The 20,942-nt window shown below is 56.5% G+C and carries 1 protein-coding gene (only partly in view); it reads left to right on the top strand.

Annotated elements, in window-relative coordinates:
- Positions 1–20,942: the 5' portion of an Ig-like domain-containing protein gene (locus AZF00_RS19265; protein ID WP_062382700.1), read on the top strand. 8,311 nt of this gene lie beyond the right edge of the window; 20,942 of the gene's 29,253 nt are visible here — the first part of the coding sequence; its start codon is at positions 1–3; the stop codon falls past the right edge of the window.

Consider the following 20,942-nt stretch of genomic DNA (forward strand, 5'->3'; position numbering starts at 1 on the left):
ATGGCTGCCAAGCAAATAGGGTTTATCGCTGAAATCGTCGGTTCTGCAACCGTTCGCAGTGCCGACGGAATAATTCGCGTTGTTAATGTTGGAGATAGCCTTCATGAAGGTGATTTGCTAACAACGGGACTTAATTCCACCGTTTCGGTGACATTCTATAATGGCAGTCAGCTTCATGTTGAGGCTAACGCCAAAATTCTTTTCGATGAAACCTCGGCCTATAACGGTGTGGGCTATGAGGATGTCGACGTAGATCAAATTGCCGCCTTACAGCAGGCAATTCTGGGCGGCCTTGATTTATCTGAGTTAGACCCGACGGCAGCGGGTATTAGGGACACAGGGTTTGGCGACGGACTTGCAGCTTCGTCTGAATTTTTTCGCGAAGGCCGTGAAGGGGCTGTTGATACCAGGTTGACGCCTATTACTGGCGGTGACGACACAGACGAGCTTGATTTTGATTCGCTGAGTGGGCCGCGTTATGGCTCACAGCCAGACCAAGCTAAAACAAGTATTAGCCTTGATGAAGTTGCGTTGGACGGCGTGGTTAACTCGGTTGAATTGGCTAGTGCGCTTGTTGTTAGTGGTTCTATTTCAGGTGACCTCGCGGCAGACAGCAGCATCACTATTACTATTGGTGACAAGGATTATGACGCGACCATCAATGCTGACGGCACTCGCTTTAGCGTCACTGTTCCCGCCGCGGATGTAAGTCTACTCACCGGTGGTACTGTAACTGCAACGCTTACAGGCACCGATAATGCCGGTAATAGTGTGGTACTGGATACCAGCCTACCATTCACGGTAGATACGAGCAGTTCAGCGTCTATCACCGTCAATAACATCACCGCCGATGACATCGTTAACGCTGCGGAAGCGGGAGGCACAGTCAATGTGACCGGGTCGGTTGGCGGTGACGCCGCCGTTGGCGACATCGTTAGCTTCACCATTAATGGCACTGATTACAGCGGCACCGTGCAAGCCGACAATACCTTTAGCGTAGCGGTGGCGGGAGCTGATTTGGCCGCCGACACCTCCTTCGACGTGACGGTTGCCGGTACAGATAACGCGGGCAATCCGTTTGCGGCAACGACCACGCCTACCTATACAGTTGATACAACAGCGGCAGCGACAATTGCCGTCGATAGCATTACCGCCGATGACGTTGTGAATGCGGTTGAGGCTGGCGGCACAATTAACGTAACTGGTTCGGTTGGCGGTGATGCAGCCATTGGGGACACGGTTAGCTTTACCATCAATGGCACCGACTACAGTGGCACCGTGCAAGCCGGTAATACCTTTAGTATTGCGGTGGCGGGAGCTGATTTGGCCGCCGATACCTCTTTCGATGCGACGGTTGCTGGTACAGATAACGCGGGTAATCCATTCACTGCAACGACCACGTCTACCTATACAGTTGATACAACAGCGACAGCGAGTGTGGCTGTCGACAGCATCACTGCCGATGACATCGTTAACGCTGCAGAAGCTGGCGGTACGGTCAATGTGACCGGGACGGTTGGCGGTGACGCCGCCGTTGGCGACACGGTTAGCTTTACCATCAATGGAACTGATTACAGCGGCACCGTGCAAGCCGGTAATACCTTTAGTATTGCGGTGGCGGGAGCTGATTTGGCCGCCGATACCTCCTTCGACGTGACGGTTGCCGGTACAGATAATGCGGGCAATCCGTTTGCGGCAACGACCACATCTACCTATACGGTTGATACAACAGCGGCAGCGAGTGTGGCTGTCGACAGCATCACTGCCGATGACATCGTTAACGCTGCGGAAGCGGGAGAAACTATCAGTGTGACCGGTTCGGTTGGCGGTGACGCCGCCGTTGGCGACACGGTTAGCTTTACCATTAATGGCACCGACTACAGCGGCACCGTGCAAGCGAACAATACCTTTAGTATTGCGGTAGCTGGGTCTGATCTCGCCGCTCAAACCTCCTTTGACGCGACGGTTGTAGGCACAGATAACGCGGGCAATCCGTTTACGGCAACCACGACGTCAACCCACACGGTTGATACCTCTGCCGCGGCAACAATCACCGTCAACGACATCACCCCTGATGACATCGTAAACGCGGCTGAAGCCGGAAGTACGATTGATGTAACTGGTTCGGTTGGCGGTGACGCCGCCGTTGGCGACATGGTTAGCTTCACCATTAACGGCACGCAATACAGCGGTACTGTCTTGGCGGGCAACACCTACAGCATCGCCGTTGACGGAGCAGACTTAGCAGCCGATACCAGCTTTGATGCTACGGTTGCGGGTACAGACGCAGCGGGTAATCCTTTCGCAGCGACAACTACATCGATTCACACAGTTGATACTGCAGCGGCAGCGTCGATTACTGTCGACAGCATCACTGCCGATGACGTGGTTAACGCCGCGGAAGCGGGAGGCATTATCAATGTGACCGGGTCGGTTGGCGGCGATGCAGCCATTGGCGACACGGTTAGCTTTACTATTAATGGCACGGAATATAGCGGCACGGTTCAGGTAGGAAACACCTTTAGCATTGCGGTGGCGGGATCGGATTTGGTCGCCGACACGTCTTTCGATGTGACGGTGACGGGCACCGATAGCGTCGGTAATCTATTTACCGCAAGCACCACATCGACTCACGCAGTTGATAGCTCTGCGGCAGCAACAATTGCCGTCGACAGCATCACTGCCGATGACATCGTTAACGCTGCGGAAGCGGGAGGCACTATCAATGTGACCGGTTCGGTTGGTGGCGATGCAGCAGTTGGTGATACGGTCAGCTTTAGCATTAATGGCACGGACTACAGCGGCACCGTGCAAGCCGGTAATACCTTTAGCATTGCGGTGGCGGGAGCTGATTTGGCCGCCGACACCTCCTTCGACGTGACGGTTGCCGGTACAGATAACGCGGGGAATCCGTTTACGGCGACAACAACGTCAGCTCACGCTGTTGATAACTCTGCGGCAGCAACAATTGCCGTCGACAGCATCACTGCCGATGACGTTGTGAATGCGGTTGAGGCTGGCGGCACAATTAACGTAACTGGTTCGGTTGGTGGCGATGCAGCCATTGGCGACATAGTTAGTTTTACCATTAACGGCACTAACTATAGCGGTACAGTTCAAGCCGGCAATACCTTTAGCGTTGCGGTTGCTGGCGCTGATTTAGCGGCAGGTACGTCTTTCGACGCCACAGTCGTGGGTGCGGATAATGCCGGTAATCCGTTTACGGCAACAACAACCTCTTCCCATCTTGTTGATACCACTGCAGCGGCGACCATCACCATTGATGATATTACGACTGATGACGTGGTTAACGCCGCGGAATCTGGCGCAACGATTAACGTTACGGGTAGCGTCGGCGGCGATGCGGCGGTTGGCGATACAGTTAGCTTTACCATCAATGGCACCGTTTACACTGGTACTGTTCAGGCGGGTAATACCTATAGCGTTGCGGTGGCAGGATCGGATTTGGCCGCCGACACGTCTTTCGACGTGACGGTGACGGGCACCGACAGCGCCGGCAATCCGTTTACCGCAAGCACCACATCGACTCACGCAGTTGATACCTCTGCGGCAGCAACAATTGCCGTCGATAGCATTACCGCCGATGACGTAGTGAATGCGGCTGAGGCTGGCGGAACAATTGACGTCACTGGTGTGGTTACTGGCGACGCAGCAGCTGGCGATACCGTTAGCGTTACGATTAATGGCAACACCTACAGCGGCACCGTTCAGGCTGATAATAGCTTTACGATTGCCGTTGCTGGCGCAGATTTAGCAGCCGACACGAGCCTCGAGGCTACGGTGACTGGCACCGACGATGCGGGCAATTTCTTCACTGCGACGACCACTTCAACTCACACAGTAGATACGGCCAGTACTGCGAGTATCAGCGTCGATGACATTACCGCCGATGATGTAGTTAACGCCGCAGAAGCTGGCGCAACAATTAACATCACGGGTAGCGTCGGCGGCGACGCCACTGTTGGCGATACCGTTAGCTTTACCGTTAATGGCACTAACTACAGCGGGACTGTGCAGGCGGGGAATACCTACAGTATTGCGGTGTCGGGAGCCGACTTAGCTGCTGACAATAGCTTTGATGTCACCGTGACGGGCAGCGATAGCGCCGGCAATCCATTTACTGGGATTACTACTTCTAGCCACGCGGTAGACACGACGGCTGCGGCGACAATATCCGTGGACAGCATCACCGCCGATGATGTCATTAACGCTGCTGAAGCTGGTGCAACGATCAATATTACCGGTTCTGTTAGCGGCGATGCCGCGCCAGGCGACGCAGTTAGTTTCACTATCAATGGCGCTGATTACAGTGGCACGGTACTAGCGGATAATAGCTTTAGCATTGCGGTGTCGGGCGCTGATTTGGCTACAGATACCAGTTTCGATGTCACCGTTGCAGGCACAGATGGCGCGGGTAATTCCTTCACTGCCAGCACGACCTCAACACACAGCGTCGACATCACAAGCTCGGCGGCCATTGTCGTCGATAGCATCACCGCCGATGACGTAGTCAATGCGGCGGAAGCGGGCGGTATAATTAATGTCACGGGCTCGGTTAGTGGCGATGCCACCGTTGGTGATACCGTCAGTTTTACCATTAACGGCACAGATTACAGCGGTACTGTGCAAGCGGGCCGTGTCTTTAGCATTGCGGTAGCGGGCGCAGATTTAGCGGCCGATGCTAGCTTCGATGCCACGGTTGTCGGCACAGATAACGCGGGTAATCCGTTTACGGCGACGACCACCTCAACGCATATTTCGGATGCGTCGGCAGCAGCGACAATCACTGTCGACAGCATCACCGCCGATGATGTGCTTAGCGCGGCAGAAGCGGGCGGCACAATCAATGTCACTGGTTCGGTGGGTGGCGATGCAGCGCCTGGTGATAGCGTTAGTTTCACCGTCAATGGCACGGACTACAGTGGTATTGTTCAAGCAGGCAATACCTATAGCATCGCGGTGGCGGGATCGGATCTGGCCGCCGACACCAGCTTCGATGTCTCAGTATCGGGCAGCGACGGATCGGGTAATCCCTTCACTGCCACAAGCACATCAACACACACGGTTGATGCCACTGCGACCGCAACGATTATTGTCGATAGCATCACGCCGGATGATGTTGTTAACGCTGCGGAAGCCGGAGCCACAATTAATGTCACTGGCTCGGTCGGTGGCGATGCCACTGTTGGTGACACCGTTAGTTTTACTGTTAATGGCACGGATTACAGTGGCACTGTCCAAGCAGGTAATACCTATAGTATCGCGGTAGCAGGTAGTGATTTGCTGGCCGATACCAGCTTTGATGCCACTGTTGTTGGCACCGATAATGCGGGGAATCCGTTTACCGCAAACACCACCTCAACACACAGTGTGGATACCAGTTCTGCCGCAAGTGTTGCACTGGATGCGATTGCCACAGATGACATTATTAACGCGGTCGAGGCAGGCGCAGATCTTACAATTAGCGGTACGGTTGGCGGCGACGCTGTTAGCGGCGACAGCGTCGTGGTTAGCATTGGTGGCAATGATTATGCGGCGACCGTCAATGCAGACAACATCACTTTCAGCGTTACTGTTCCGGCTACGGATGTGGCGGCGCTAACGGCAGGTAATGTTACTGCGACCCTCACCGGCAGCGATGATGCCGGTAATCCATTTACCGCAACCAGCAGTCGGCCCTTCACGGTTGATACCGCTGCGACGGCCACGATTTCGGTTGATAATATTACCGCCGATGACGTGGTTAGCGCGGCGGAAGCCGGTGGCACCATTAATGTGACGGGCTCGGTTGGCGGTGACGCCGCCATTGGCGACACGGTTAGTTTTACTATTAATGGCACGGATTACAGTGGCGCCGTGCAAGCGGGCAATACCTTTAGTATTGCCGTAGCTGGATCTGATCTTGCTGCCGATACCTCGTTCGAGGCAAGTGTTGCTGGTAGCGATGACGCCGGGAATCCGTTTACGGCGACAACAACGTCAACTCACACGGTGGATAACGTTGCCGGTGCAACAATATCTGTTGATGACATCACTGCTGACGACGTTTTAAATGCAGCCGAAGCCGGCGCAACGATAAATGTGACGGGTACGGTCGGTGGTGACGCGGCACCAGGCGACACAGTAAGCTTTACCATCAATGGCACGCCATACAGCGGTACTGTTTTGGCGGGCAACACTTACAGCATTGCGGTGGACGGCGCCGACTTGGCCGCTGATACCAGCTTCGATGCGACCGTGACGGGCACTGACGCTGCGGGTAATCCGTTTACGGCGACGACGACTTCAACGCATACCGTCGATACGTCTGCTGCGGCAACGATCACCGTTAATGACATCACCGCTGATGATGTCGTGAACGCTGCTGAAGCGGGAACAAGCATCAACGTCACCGGTACTGTCGGTGGCGATGCTGCGCCTGGCGATACCGTGAGCTTCACCATTAACGGCACGCCTTACAGCGGTACTGTACTGGCGGGTAACACCTACAGCATTGCCGTTGATGGCGCCGATTTGGCTGCGGATACCAGCTTCGATGCCACAGTAACGGGCACTGATGCAGCGGGTAATGGCTTCACCGCAACGACCACCTCAAACTACACCGTAGACACCACTGCGGCGGCGACCATTATCGTGGATAGCATTACTGCCGATGACGTGGTTAATGCGGCAGAGGCCGGTGGTACGATCAACGTGACAGGCTCGGTCGGTGGCGACGCCGCCCCAGGCGACACGGTTAGCTTCACGATTAATGGCAGCGATTACAGCGGTATCGTTCAGCCCGGCAACACCTACAGTATTGCGGTAGCTGGCAGCGATTTAGCAGCGGATACCAGCTTCGATGCCACGGTAGTGGGCACAGATAACGCCGGGAATCCGTTTACGGCAAGCACCACTTCCACACATATTTTTGACGCGACAGCGGCCGCGACAATCACCGTCGATAGTATCACCGCCGATGACGTGGTTAGCGCGGCGGAAGCGGGCGGTACAATTAACGTGACGGGTTCGGTCGGCGGTGACGCGGCCCCGGGTGACACGGTTAGCTTTACCGTTAACGGCAATGATTACAGCGGTATCGTACAAAGCGGTAATACCTACAGTATTGCCGTCGCGGGTGCAGATTTGGCAGCCGATACCAGCTTTGATGCAAGTGTAACTGGCAGCGATGATGCCGGTAATCCCTTTACTGCAACGACTACCTCAACGCATATTTCTGATGTCACTGCGTCGGCGACCATTACCGTCGATAGCATTACCGCTGACGACGTTGTTAGCGCGGCGGAAGCTGGCAGCACAATCAATGTGACTGGCTCAGTGGGCGGCGATGCGGCGCCTGGTGATGCGGTAAGTTTTACCATCAATGGCACTAACTACAGCGGTACGGTCCAAGCCGGCAATACCTTTAGTATTGCGGTAGCGGGCACAGATTTAGCGGCTGACACCAGCTTTGATGCCACGGTTACGGGCGCCGATAATGCCGGCAACCCGTTTACGGCAAGCAGTACCTCAACGCACAGCGTTGATACCAGTGCGGCGGCAACTATTGCGCTGGCAGCAATTGCGGCCGACGACATTATTAATGCCGCGGAAGCGGGCACTGATCTTATTATTTCTGGCACGGTTGGTGGCGATGCCGCTAGCGGTGACAGTGTTATTGTTAGTATTGGTGGCAAGGATTACGCGGCCACCGTCAATGCAGACAACACCAGTTTCAGTGTTACTGTTCCCGCCACGGATGTGGCGGCCCTCACTGCAGGTAGTGCCACCGCGACCCTGACGGGTAGCGATGACGCCGGTAATAGCTTCACGGCAAACGACAGCCGTCCATTCACCGTTGATACCACAGCGACGGCGACCATCACCGTCGATAACATTACTGCCGATGATGTCGTGAATGCAGTAGAGGCCGGTGGGAGCATTGATGTCACTGGTACTGTTGGTGGTGATGCCGCGGTTGGCGATACGGTTAGCTTTACCATTAATGGCACGCCATACAGCGGCACTGTCTTGGCTGGCAACACCTACAGCATTGCGGTTGATGGCGCCGACTTAGCGGCCGACACCAGCTTTGATGCCACGGTTGTAGGAACCGATGCGGCGGGTAATCCGTTCACTGCTACTGCGACTTCAACCCACACGGTTGATGCTGCAGCGACCGCAACGATCACGGTTAATGACATCACGCCTGATGACATCGTCAATGCGGCTGAAGCCGGAACAAGCATCAACGTTACTGGTTCAGTTGGCGGCGACGCTGCGCCTGGCGATACCGTGAGCTTCACCATCAACGGTACGCCTTACAGCGGTACTGTGCTGGCGGGCAACACTTACAGTATTGCAGTAGCCGGTTCAGACTTAGCGGCCGACACCAGTTTCGATGCAAGCGTTACGGGCACTGATGCCGCGGGCAATCCGTTTACGGCTACGACCACCTCAAGTCACACGGTTGATACCTCTGCAGCGGCGACCGTCACGGTTGATAATATCACCGCTGATGACGTGGTTAACGCGGCCGAAGCCGGGTCGAACATCAATGTTACGGGTACGGTTGGCGGCGATGCTAGCGTGGGCGACACCGTTAGCTTTACGGTTAATGGCACACCTTATAGTGGCATCGTACTCGCTGGAAACACCTACAGCATTCCGGTAGCGGGCGCTGATCTTGCTGCTGATACGTCCTTCGACGTCATTGTTGCGGGCACGGACGGTGCGGGCAACCCTTTCACTGCAACGGCCACATCAACCCACACCGTAGATACCGCTAGTGCAGCGACGATCATCGTTGATAGCATCACTGCCGATGACGTGGTTAACGCGGTGGAAGCGGGCACCACAATCAATGTTACTGGTTCGGTCGGCGGCGATGCCGCCCCAGGCGACACAGTTCGCTTCACCATCAACGGCACGCCATACAGCGGCACAGTGTTGGCTGGCAACACCTTTAGCATTCCGGTAGCGGGTAGCGATCTTGCGGCGCAAACTAGCTTCGACGCCACCGTTGCGGGCAGCGACGCCGCGGGTAATTCCTTTACTGCTACAACAACGTCAACGCATTCAGTAGATACGAGCGCAGCAGCGACCATCAGCGTAGACGCGATCACGCCTGATGACATCGTGAACGCTGCTGAAGCCGGAACAAGCATCAACGTCACAGGTTCGGTTGGTGGCGATGCAACCGTTGGTGACGCAATCAGCTTCACCATCAACGGCACGCCTTACAGCGGCACCGTACTGGCAGGCAACACCTACAGCATTGCGGTTGACGGCGCCGATTTGGCCGCCGACACCAGCTTCGATGCGACAGTAACGGGTACCGATGCTGCGGGTAATCCGTTCACTGCTACGACTACTTCAACCCACACGGTTGATACGACAGCGACCGCAACGATCAAGGTTAATGACATCACGCCTGATGACATCGTGAACGCGGCCGAAGCCGGAACAACAATCAACGTCACCGGTACAGTCGGTGGCGATGCAACCGTTGGTGATGCAATCAGCTTCACCATCAACGGCACGCCATACAGCGGTACTGTCTTGGCAGGCAACACCTACAGCATTGCGGTTGATGGCGCAGACTTAGCGGCTGATACCAGCTTCGATGCCACCGTGACTGGCACTGACGCGGCGGGTAATCCGTTCACCGCTACGACGACTTCAACCCACACGGTTGATAATGCAGCGACCGCAACAATCACGGTCAACGACATCACCCCAGATGACATCGTTAACGCGGCTGAAGCCGGAAGCACGATTGATGTGACCGGTACTGTCGGCGGCGATGCTACCGTGGGCGACACGGTGAGCTTCACTATTAACGGCACGCCATACAGCGGCACTGTCTTGGCGGGCAACACCTACAGCATTGCCGTTGACGGCGCCGACTTAGCGGCAGACACCAGCTTCGACGCCACCGTGACCGGCACGGACGCTGCGGGTAATCCGTTCACTGCGACCACGACTTCAACCCACACGGTTGATACGTCTGCTGCGGCAACAATCACCGTTAACGACATCACCCGAGATGACATTGTTAACGCGGCAGAAGCTGGAAGCACGATTGATGTGACAGGAACAGTCGGTGGCGATGCAACCGTTGGTGACGCAATCAGCTTCACCATTAACGGTACGCCATACAGCGGTACTGTCTTGGCTGGCAATACCTACAGCATTGCGGTTGACGGCGCCGACTTGGCCGCCGACACCAGCTTCGATGCCACCGTGACGGGTACCGATGCTGCGGGTAATGCCTTCACCGCTACCACGACGTCAACGCACACGGTTGATACCAGCGCGAGTGCAACAATCACGGTCAACGACATCACCGCTGACGACATCGTGAACGCAGCCGAAGCCGGAAGTACGATTGATGTAACAGGAACCGTCGGTGGTGATGCCACAGTGGGCGACACTGTTAGCTTCACCATCAACGGCACGCCTTACAGCGGTACTGTGCTGGCCGGCAACACTTACAGCATTGCCGTTGACGGCGCTGACTTGGCCGCCGACACCAGCTTCGATGCCACAGTAACGGGTACCGATCCTGCGGGTAATCCATTTACCGCAACGACTACGTCAACCCACACCGTTGATACGTCTGCTGCGGCAACGATCACCGTCAACGACATCACACCTGATGACATCGTGAACGCGGCGGAAGCCGGAACAACAATCAACGTCACTGGTTCAGTAGGTGGCGATGCAACAGTGGGCGATACGGTTAGTTTTACCATTAACGGCACGCCTTACAGCGGTACTGTGCTGGCCGGCAACACCTACAGTATTGCGGTTGCGGGCAGCGATCTAGCAGCACAAACCAGCTTCGATGCCACAGTGACTGGCGCAGACGATGCGGGCAACCCGTTCACTGCTACGACTACTTCAACGCATACAGTTGATACCACCGCGACAGCAACGATCACTGTTAACGACATCACGCCTGACGACATCGTTAACGCGGCAGAAGCTGGAAGCACGATTGATGTAACAGGTACTGTTGGCGGCGACGCCGCGCCTGGTGACACTGTTAGCTTCACCATCAACGGCACGCCTTACAGTGGCACTGTGCTGGCGGGCAATACCTATAGCATTGCGGTTGATGGCGCCGACTTGGCCGCCGACACCAGCTTCGATGCCACAGTAACTGGCACTGATGAAGCGGGTAATCCGTTCACGGCTACGACTACGTCAACCCACACGGTTGATACCAGCGCGAGCGCAACAATCACGGTTAACGACATCACCCCAGATGACATCGTTAACGCGGCCGAAGCCGGAAGCACGATTGATGTGACCGGTACTGTCGGCGGCGATGCTACCGTGGGCGACACGGTTAGCTTCACCATTAACGGCACGCCTTACAGCGGTACTGTATTGGCTGGCAACACCTACAGTATTGCGGTTGATGGCGCGGACTTGGCGGCTGATACCAGCTTCGACGCGACAGTGACGGGTATCGATGCCGCGGGTAATCCGTTTACGGCTACCACGACTTCAACGCACACCGTTGATACGTCTGCTGCGGCAACAATCACCGTTAACGACATCACGCCTGATGATATTGTGAACGCTGCTGAAGCTGGAACAAGCATCAATGTCACCGGTACAGTGGGTGGCGATGCTACCGTGGGCGATACGGTTAGCTTTACCATTAACGGCACGCCTTACAGCGGTACTGTGCTGGCCGGCAACACTTACAGCATTGCCGTTGACGGCGCTGACTTGGCCGCCGACACCAGCTTCGATGCCACAGTAACGGGTACCGATGCTGCGGGTAATCCATTTACCGCAACGACTACGTCAACCCACACCGTTGATACGTCTGCTGCGGCAACGATCACCGTCAACGACATCACACCTGATGACATCGTGAACGCGGCCGAAGCCGGAACAACAATCAACGTCACTGGTTCAGTAGGTGGCGATGCAACAGTGGGCGATACGGTTAGTTTTACCATTAACGGCACGCCTTACAGCGGTACTGTGCTGGCCGGCAACACCTACAGCATTGCGGTTGATGGCGCCGACTTGGCGGCCGATACCAGCTTCGATGCAACAGTGACTGGCGCAGACGATGCGGGTAATCCATTTACCGCTACGACGACTTCAACTCACACGGTTGATACTGCAGCGACCGCAACAATCACGGTCAACGACATCACGCCTGACGACATTGTGAACGCGGCGGAAGCCGGAAGTACGATTGATGTAACAGGAACCGTCGGTGGCGACGCTGCGCCGGGTGATACCGTGAGTTTCACCATCAACGGCACGCCTTACAGTGGCACTGTGCTGGCGGGCAATACCTATAGCATTGCGGTTGATGGCGCCGACTTGGCCGCCGACACCAGCTTCGATGCCACAGTAACTGGCACTGATGAAGCGGGTAATCCGTTCACGGCTACGACTACGTCAACCCACACGGTTGATACCAGCGCGAGCGCAACAATCACGGTTAACGACATCACCCCAGATGACATCGTTAACGCGGCCGAAGCCGGAAGCACGATTGATGTGACCGGTACTGTCGGCGGCGATGCTACCGTGGGCGACACGGTTAGCTTCACCATTAACGGCACGCCTTACAGCGGTACTGTATTGGCTGGCAACACCTACAGTATTGCGGTTGATGGCGCGGACTTGGCGGCTGATACCAGCTTCGACGCGACAGTGACGGGTATCGATGCCGCGGGTAATCCGTTTACGGCTACCACGACTTCAACGCACACCGTTGATACGTCTGCTGCGGCAACAATCACCGTTAACGACATCACGCCTGATGATATTGTGAACGCTGCTGAAGCTGGAACAAGCATCAATGTCACCGGTACAGTGGGTGGCGATGCTACCGTGGGCGATACGGTTAGCTTTACCATTAACGGCACGCCTTACAGCGGTACTGTGCTGGCCGGCAACACTTACAGCATTGCCGTTGACGGCGCTGACTTGGCCGCCGACACCAGCTTCGATGCAACAGTAACGGGAACCGATGCCGCGGGTAATCCGTTCACGGCTACCACGACTTCAACGCATACCGTTGATACTGCAGCGACCGCAACGATCACGGTTAATGACATCACGCCTGATGACATCGTGAACGCGGCCGAAGCCGGAACAAGCATCAACGTTACTGGTTCGGTCGGCGGCGACGCCGCGCCTGGCGATACCGTGAGCTTCACCATTAACGGCACGCCTTACAGTGGCACCGTGCTGGCCGGCAACACTTACAGCATTGCGGTTGCGGGCAGCGATCTAGCAGCACAAACCAGCTTCGATGCCACCGTGACCGGCACTGACGATGCGGGTAATCCATTTACCGCAACGACTACGTCAACCCACACCGTTGATACGACGGCGAGCGCAATGATTACGGTTAACGACATCACCGCTGACGACATCGTAAACGCGGCCGAAGCCGGAACAAGCATCAACGTCACCGGTACAGTGGGTGGCGATGCAACCGTTGGTGACGCAATTAGCTTCACCATTAACGGTACGCCTTACAGCGGTACTGTACTGGCGGGCAACACTTACAGCATTGCGGTTGACGGCGCCGACTTGGCCGCCGACACTAGCTTCGATGCCACAGTAACTGGCACTGATGCAGCGGGCAATCCGTTCACCGCGACAACCACCTCAACACATACGGTTGATACGTCTGCTGTGGCAACGATCACCGTTAACGACATCACGCCTGATGACATTGTTAATGCGGCCGAAGCCGGAAGTACGATTGATGTAACAGGTACGGTTGGTGGTGATGCAACATTGGGCGATACCGTTAGCTTCACCATCAACGGCACGCCATATAGCGGCACCGTGCTGGCGGGCAACACCTATAGCATTGCCGTTGACGGCGCAGACTTGGCGGCTGATACCAGCTTCGACGCGACAGTAACGGGTACAGACGCAGCGGGTAATCCGTTCACGGCTACCACGACTTCAACCCACACGGTTGATACCGCTGCTGCGGCAACGATCACCGTTAACGACATCACGCCTGATGACATTGTTAATGCGGCCGAAGCCGGAAGCACGATTGATGTGACCGGTACTGTCGGCGGCGATGCTACCGTGGGCGACACGGTGAGCTTCACCATCAACGGCACGCCATACAGTGGCACCGTGCTGGCGGGCAACACCTACAGCATTGCGGTGGATGGCGCAGACTTGGCGGCCGACACCAGCTTCGATGCGACAGTAACGGGTACCGATGCTGCGGGTAATCCGTTTACGGCTACCACGACCTCAACCCACACGGTTGATACGACAGCGACCGCAACGATCACGGTCAACGACATCACCCCAGATGACATCGTGAACGCGGCCGAAGCTGGAACAAGCATCAATGTCACCGGTACTGTTGGTGGCGATGCAACCGTTGGTGACGCAATCAGCTTCACCATCAACGGTACGCCATACAGCGGCACCGTGCTGGCGGGCAACACCTATAGCATTGCGGTGGATGGCGCCGACTTGGCGGCGGATACCAGCTTCGATGCCACCGTGACGGGCACTGATGCAGCGGGTAATCCGTTCACCGCAACGACGACTTCAACCCACACGGTTGATACCAGTGCGACCGCAACGATCACGGTCAACGACATCACCGCTGACGACATTGTTAACGCAGCAGAAGCCGGTACTTCAATTGATGTAACGGGCTCCGTCGGCGGCGACGCCGCCCCGGGTGATACGGTTAGCTTCACCATCAACGGCACGCCATACAGCGGTATTGTACTGGCAGGCAACACCTACAGCATTGCGGTGGATGGCGCAGACTTAGCGGCAGACACCAGCTTCGACGCCACCGTGACCGGCACTGACGCTGCGGGTAATCCGTTTACGGCAACTACGACTTCAACCCACACGGTTGATACCACTGCCGTGGCAACGATCACGGTCAACGACATCACGCCGGACGACATCGTTAACGCGGCAGAAGCTGGAAGCACGATTGATGTAACAGGTACTGTTGGCGGCGACGCCGCCCCTGGCGACACGGTTAGCTTTACGATTAACGGAACGCCTTACAGCGGTACCGTGCTGGCGGGCAACACTTACAGCATTGCGGTTGACGGCGCCGACTTGGCGGCCGACACCAGCTTCGACGCGACAGTAACGGGTACCGATGCCGCGGGTAATCCATTTACCGCAACGACTACGTCAACCCACACGGTTGATACCTCTGCCTCGGCAACAATCACAGTGAATGACATCACCCCAGATGACATCGTTAACGCGGCTGAAGCCGGAAGCACGATTGATGTGACCGGTACTGTCGGCGGCGATGCAACCGTTGGTGACGCAATCAGCTTCACCATCAACGGTACGCCTTACAGCGGTACTGTGCTGGCCGGCAACACTTACAGCATTGCCGTTGACGGCGCTGACTTGGCCGCCGACACCAGCTTCGATGCCACAGTAACGGGTACCGATGCTGCGGGTAATCCATTTACCGCAACGACTACGTCAACCCACACCGTTGATACGTCTGCTGCGGCAACGATCACCGTCAACGACATCACACCTGATGACATCGTGAACGCGGCCGAAGCCGGAACAACAATCAACGTCACTGGTTCAGTAGGTGGCGATGCAACAGTGGGCGATACGGTTAGTTTTACCATTAACGGCACGCCTTACAGCGGTACTGTGCTGGCCGGCAACACCTACAGTATTGCGGTTGCGGGCAGCGATCTAGCAGCACAAACCAGCTTCGATGCCACAGTGACTGGCGCAGACGATGCGGGCAACCCGTTCACTGCTACGACTACTTCAACGCATACAGTTGATACCACCGCGACAGCAACGATCACTGTTAACGACATCACGCCTGACGACATCGTTAACGCGGCAGAAGCTGGAAGCACGATTGATGTAACAGGTACTGTTGGCGGCGACGCCGCGCCTGGTGACACTGTTAGCTTCACCATCAACGGCACGCCTTACAGTGGCACTGTGCTGGCGGGCAATACCTATAGCATTGCGGTTGATGGCGCCGACTTGGCCGCCGACACCAGCTTCGATGCCACAGTAACTGGCACTGATGAAGCGGGTAATCCGTTCACGGCTACGACTACGTCAACCCACACGGTTGATACCAGCGCGAGCGCAACAATCACGGTTAACGACATCACCCCAGATGACATCGTTAACGCGGCCGAAGCCGGAAGCACGATTGATGTGACCGGTACTGTCGGCGGCGATGCTACCGTGGGCGACACGGTTAGCTTCACCATTAACGGCACGCCTTACAGCGGTACTGTATTGGCTGGCAACACCTACAGCATTGCGGTTGACGGCGCTGACTTGGCTGCCGACACCAGCTTCGATGCGACGGCTGCAGGTACAGACGCGGCAGGTAATCCATTTACCGCAACGACTACCTCAACCCACACCGTTGATACGACGGCGAGCGCAACAATCACCGTTAACGACATCACGCCTGATGACATCGTGAACGCAGCCGAAGCCGGAAGTACGATTGATGTAACAGGTACGGTTGGTGGCGATGCCACAGTGGGCGACACCGTTAGCTTCACCATTAACGGCACGCCTTACAGTGGCACCGTGCTGGCCGGCAACACTTACAGCATTGCGGTTGCGGGCAGCGATCTAGCAGCACAAACCAGCTTCGATGCCACCGTGACCGGCACTGACGATGCGGGTAATCCATTTACCGCAACGACTACGTCAACCCACACCGTTGATACGACGGCGAGCGCAATGATTACGGTTAACGACATCACCGCTGACGACATCGTAAACGCGGCCGAAGCCGGAACAAGCATCAACGTCACCGGTACAGTGGGTGGCGATGCAACCGTTGGTGACGCAATCAGCTTCACCATTAACGGCACGCCTTATAGCGGTACTGTCTTGGCCGGCAACACCTACAGCATTGCGGTGGATGGCGCCGATTTGGCCGCCGACACCAGCTTCGATGCGACTGTGACTGGCACCGATGCCGCGGGTAATCCATTTACCGCAACCACGACTTCAACGCATACAGTTGATACGACGGCGAGTGCAACAATCACGGTCAACGACATCACCGCTGACGACATCGTTAACGCAGCAGAAGCGGGTACTTCAATTAATGTGACGGGCACTGTCGGTGGCGATGCAGCAGTGGGTGACACTGTTAGCTTTACGATTAACGGCACGCCATACAGCGGCACCGTACTGGCGGGCAACACCTATAGCATTGCAGTTGATGGCGCAGACTTGGCGGCAGACACCAGCTTCGATGCGACTGTAACTGGCACTGATGCAGCGGGTAATCCGTTCACCGCAACCACGACTTCAACGCATACCGTTGATACGACGGCGAGTGCAACAATCACCGTTAACGACATCACAGCTGACGACATCGTTAACGCGGCCGAAGCCGGAACAAGCATTAACGTCACCGGTTCGGTTGGTGGCGATGCAACAGTGGGCGACACTGTTAGCTTCACCATCAACGGCACGCCATACAGCGGCACTGTGCTGGCCGGCAACACCTACAGCATTGCCGTTGATGGCGCCGACTTGGCGGCTGATACCAGCTTCGATGCGACAGTGACTGGCGCAGACGATGCGGGCAATCCGTTCACGGCTACGACGACTTCAACCCACACCGTTGATACAAGCGCGACTGCAACAATCACGGTCAACGACATCACGCCGGACGACATCGTTAACGCGGCAGAAGCTGGAAGCACGATTGATGTAACAGGTACTGTTGGCGGCGACGCCGCCCCTGGGGACACGGTTAGCTTTACGATTAACGGAACGCCATACAGTGGCACCGTACTGGCGGGCAACACTTACAGCATTGCGGTTGACGGCGCTGACTTGGTCGCCGATACCAGCTTCGATGCGACGGTTGCGGGAACCGACGCAGCGGGTAATCCGTTTACGGTTACGACTACGTCAACCCACACCGTTGATGCTGCAGCGACCGCAACGATCACCGTTAATGACATCACGCCTGATGACATAGTGAACGCGGCTGAAGCGGGTACTTCAATTGATGTAACGGGCACCGTCGGCGGCGACGCTGCCCCTGGTGATACGGTTAGCTTCACCATTAACGGCACGCCATACAGCGGTACTGTCTTGGCGGGCAACACCTACAGCATTACAGTGGCGGGCAGCGATCTAGCAGCACAAACCAGCTTCGATGCCACCGTGACGGGCACTGACGATGCGGGCAACCCGTTCACTGCTACGACTACTTCAACGCATACAGTTGATACCACCGCGACAGCAACGATCACTGTTAACGACATCACGCCTGACGATATCGTGAACGCAGCCGAAGCCGGAAGTACGATTGATGTAACAGGTACGGTTGGTGGTGATGCCACAGTGGGCGATACCGTTAGCTTTACGATTAACGGTACGCCATACAGCGGCACCGTCTTGGCTGGCAACACCTACAGCATTGCGGTTGACGGCGCCGACTTGGCCGCCGACACCAGCTTCGATGCCACCGTGACAGGCACTGACGCTGCGGGTAATCCGTTCACCGCAACGACGACTTCAACCCACACCGTTGATACGACGGCGACCGCAACGATTACGGTCAACGACATCACGCCTGACGACATCGTGAACGCAGCGGAGGCCGGTACTTCAATTGATGTAACGGGCACCGTCGGCGGCGACGCTGCGCCTGGCGATACCGTTAGCTTCACCATCAACGGCACGCCTTACAGCGGTACTGTACTGGCTGGCAACACCTACAGCATTGCCGTTGACGGCGCCGATTTGGCCGCCGACACCAGCTTCGATGCAACAGTGACTGGCACCGACGCCGCGGGTAATGCCTTCACGGCAACCACGACGTCAACGCATACCGTCGATACGTCTGCAGCAGCAACGATCACGGTCAACGACATCACGCCCGACGACATCGTTAACGCAGCAGAAGCTGGAAGTACGATTGATGTAACAGGAACAGTCGGTGGCGACGCCGCGCCTGGCGATACCGTGAGCTTCACCATCAACGGCACGCCATACAGCGGTACTGTGCTGGCTGGCAACACCTACAGCATTGCGGTTGCGGGCAGCGATCTAGCAGCACAAACCAGCTTCGATGCGACAGTGACTGGCACTGATGCCGCGGGTAATCCGTTTACGGCTACGACGACTTCAACGCACACCGTCGATACGGCAGCGAGCGCAACAATCACGGTCAACGACATCACCCCAGATGACATTGTTAACGCGGCAGAAGCTGGAAGCACGATTGATGTAACAGGTACTGTTGGCGGCGACGCCGCGCCTGGTGACACTGTTAGCTTCACCATCAACGGTACGCCCTACAGCGGTACTGTGCTGGCGGGCAACACTTACAGCATTGCGGTTGCGGGCAGCGATCTAGCAGCACAAACCAGCTTCGATGCGACCGTGGCCGGTACCGATGCCGCGGGTAATCCGTTCACTGCAACGACGACTTCAACCCACACGGTTGATACGTCTGCTGCGGCAACAATCACCGTTAACGACATCACCCCTGATGACATCGTGAACGCGGCTGAAGCTGGAACAACAATAAATGTCACCGGTTCGGTTGGCGGCGATGCGGCCCCAGGCGATACCGTGAGCTTCACCGTCAACGGTACGCCTTACAGCGGTACTGTCTTGGCTGGCAACACCTACAGCATTGCGGTTGATGGCGCCGACTTGGCCGCCGATACCAGCTTCGATGCGACCGTGACCGGTACTGACGCGGCGGGTAATCCGTTCACGGCTACGACGACTTCAACGCACACCGTTGATACTGCAGCGACCGCAACAATTACCGTTAACGACATCACGCCTGATGACATCGTGAACGCAGCCGAAGCCGGAACAAGCATCAACGTCACCGGTACAGTGGGTGGCGACGCCGCGCCTGGTGACACTGTTAGCTTCACCATCAACGGCACGCCATACAGCGGCACCGTGCTTGCGGGCAACACTTACAGCATTGCGGTTGCGGGCAGCGATCTAGCAGCACAAACCAGCTTCGATGCAACAGTGACTGGCGCAGACGATGCGGGTAATGCCTTCACGGCTACGACTACCTCAACGCACACCGTTGATACATCTGCTGCGGCAACAATCACAGTTAACGACATCACGCCTGACGACATCGTGAACGCAGCCGAAGCCGGAAGCACGATTGATGTGACCGGTACCGTCGGCGGCGACGCCGCCCCTGGCGATACGGTTAGCTTCACCATTAACGGCACGCCCTACAGCGGCACCGTACTGGCGGGCAACACTTACAGCATTGCGGTTGCGGGCAGCGATCTAGCAGCACAAACCAGCTTCGATGCAACAGTGACTGGCACTGACGCTGCGGGTAATCCGTTCACCGCAAGTACGACCTCAACGCATACCGTTGATACGGCAGCGAGTGCAACAATCACCGTTAATGACATCACCCCAGATGACATCGTTAACGCAGCCGAAGCTGGAAGTACGATTGATGTAACAGGAACAGTCGGTGGCGACGCCGCGCCTGGCGACACAGTTAGCTTCACCATCAATGGCACGCCTTACAGCGGCACTGTCTTGGCGGGCAACACCTACAGCATTGCCGTTGATGGCGCCGACTTGGCTGCCGATACCAGCTTCGATGCGACTGTGACGGGTACCGATGCCGCGGGTAATCCGTTCACCGCAACGACGACTTCAACGCACACCGTTGATACTGCAGCGACCGCAACAATCACGGTGAACGACATCACCGCTGACGATATCGTTAACGCGGCCGAAGCCGGAACAAGCATCAACGTCACCGGTACTGTTGGTGGCGATGCCGCCCCAGGCGATACTGTGAGCTTCACCATTAACGGCATGCCCTACAGCGGTCCTGTGTTGGCTGGCAACACCTTTAGCATTCCTGTCGCGGGCGCTGATTTGGCGTCGCAAACTAG

This window comes from Zhongshania aliphaticivorans, from assembly GCF_001586255.1.
Taxonomy (GTDB): Bacteria; Pseudomonadota; Gammaproteobacteria; order Pseudomonadales; family Spongiibacteraceae; genus Spongiibacter; species Spongiibacter aliphaticivorans.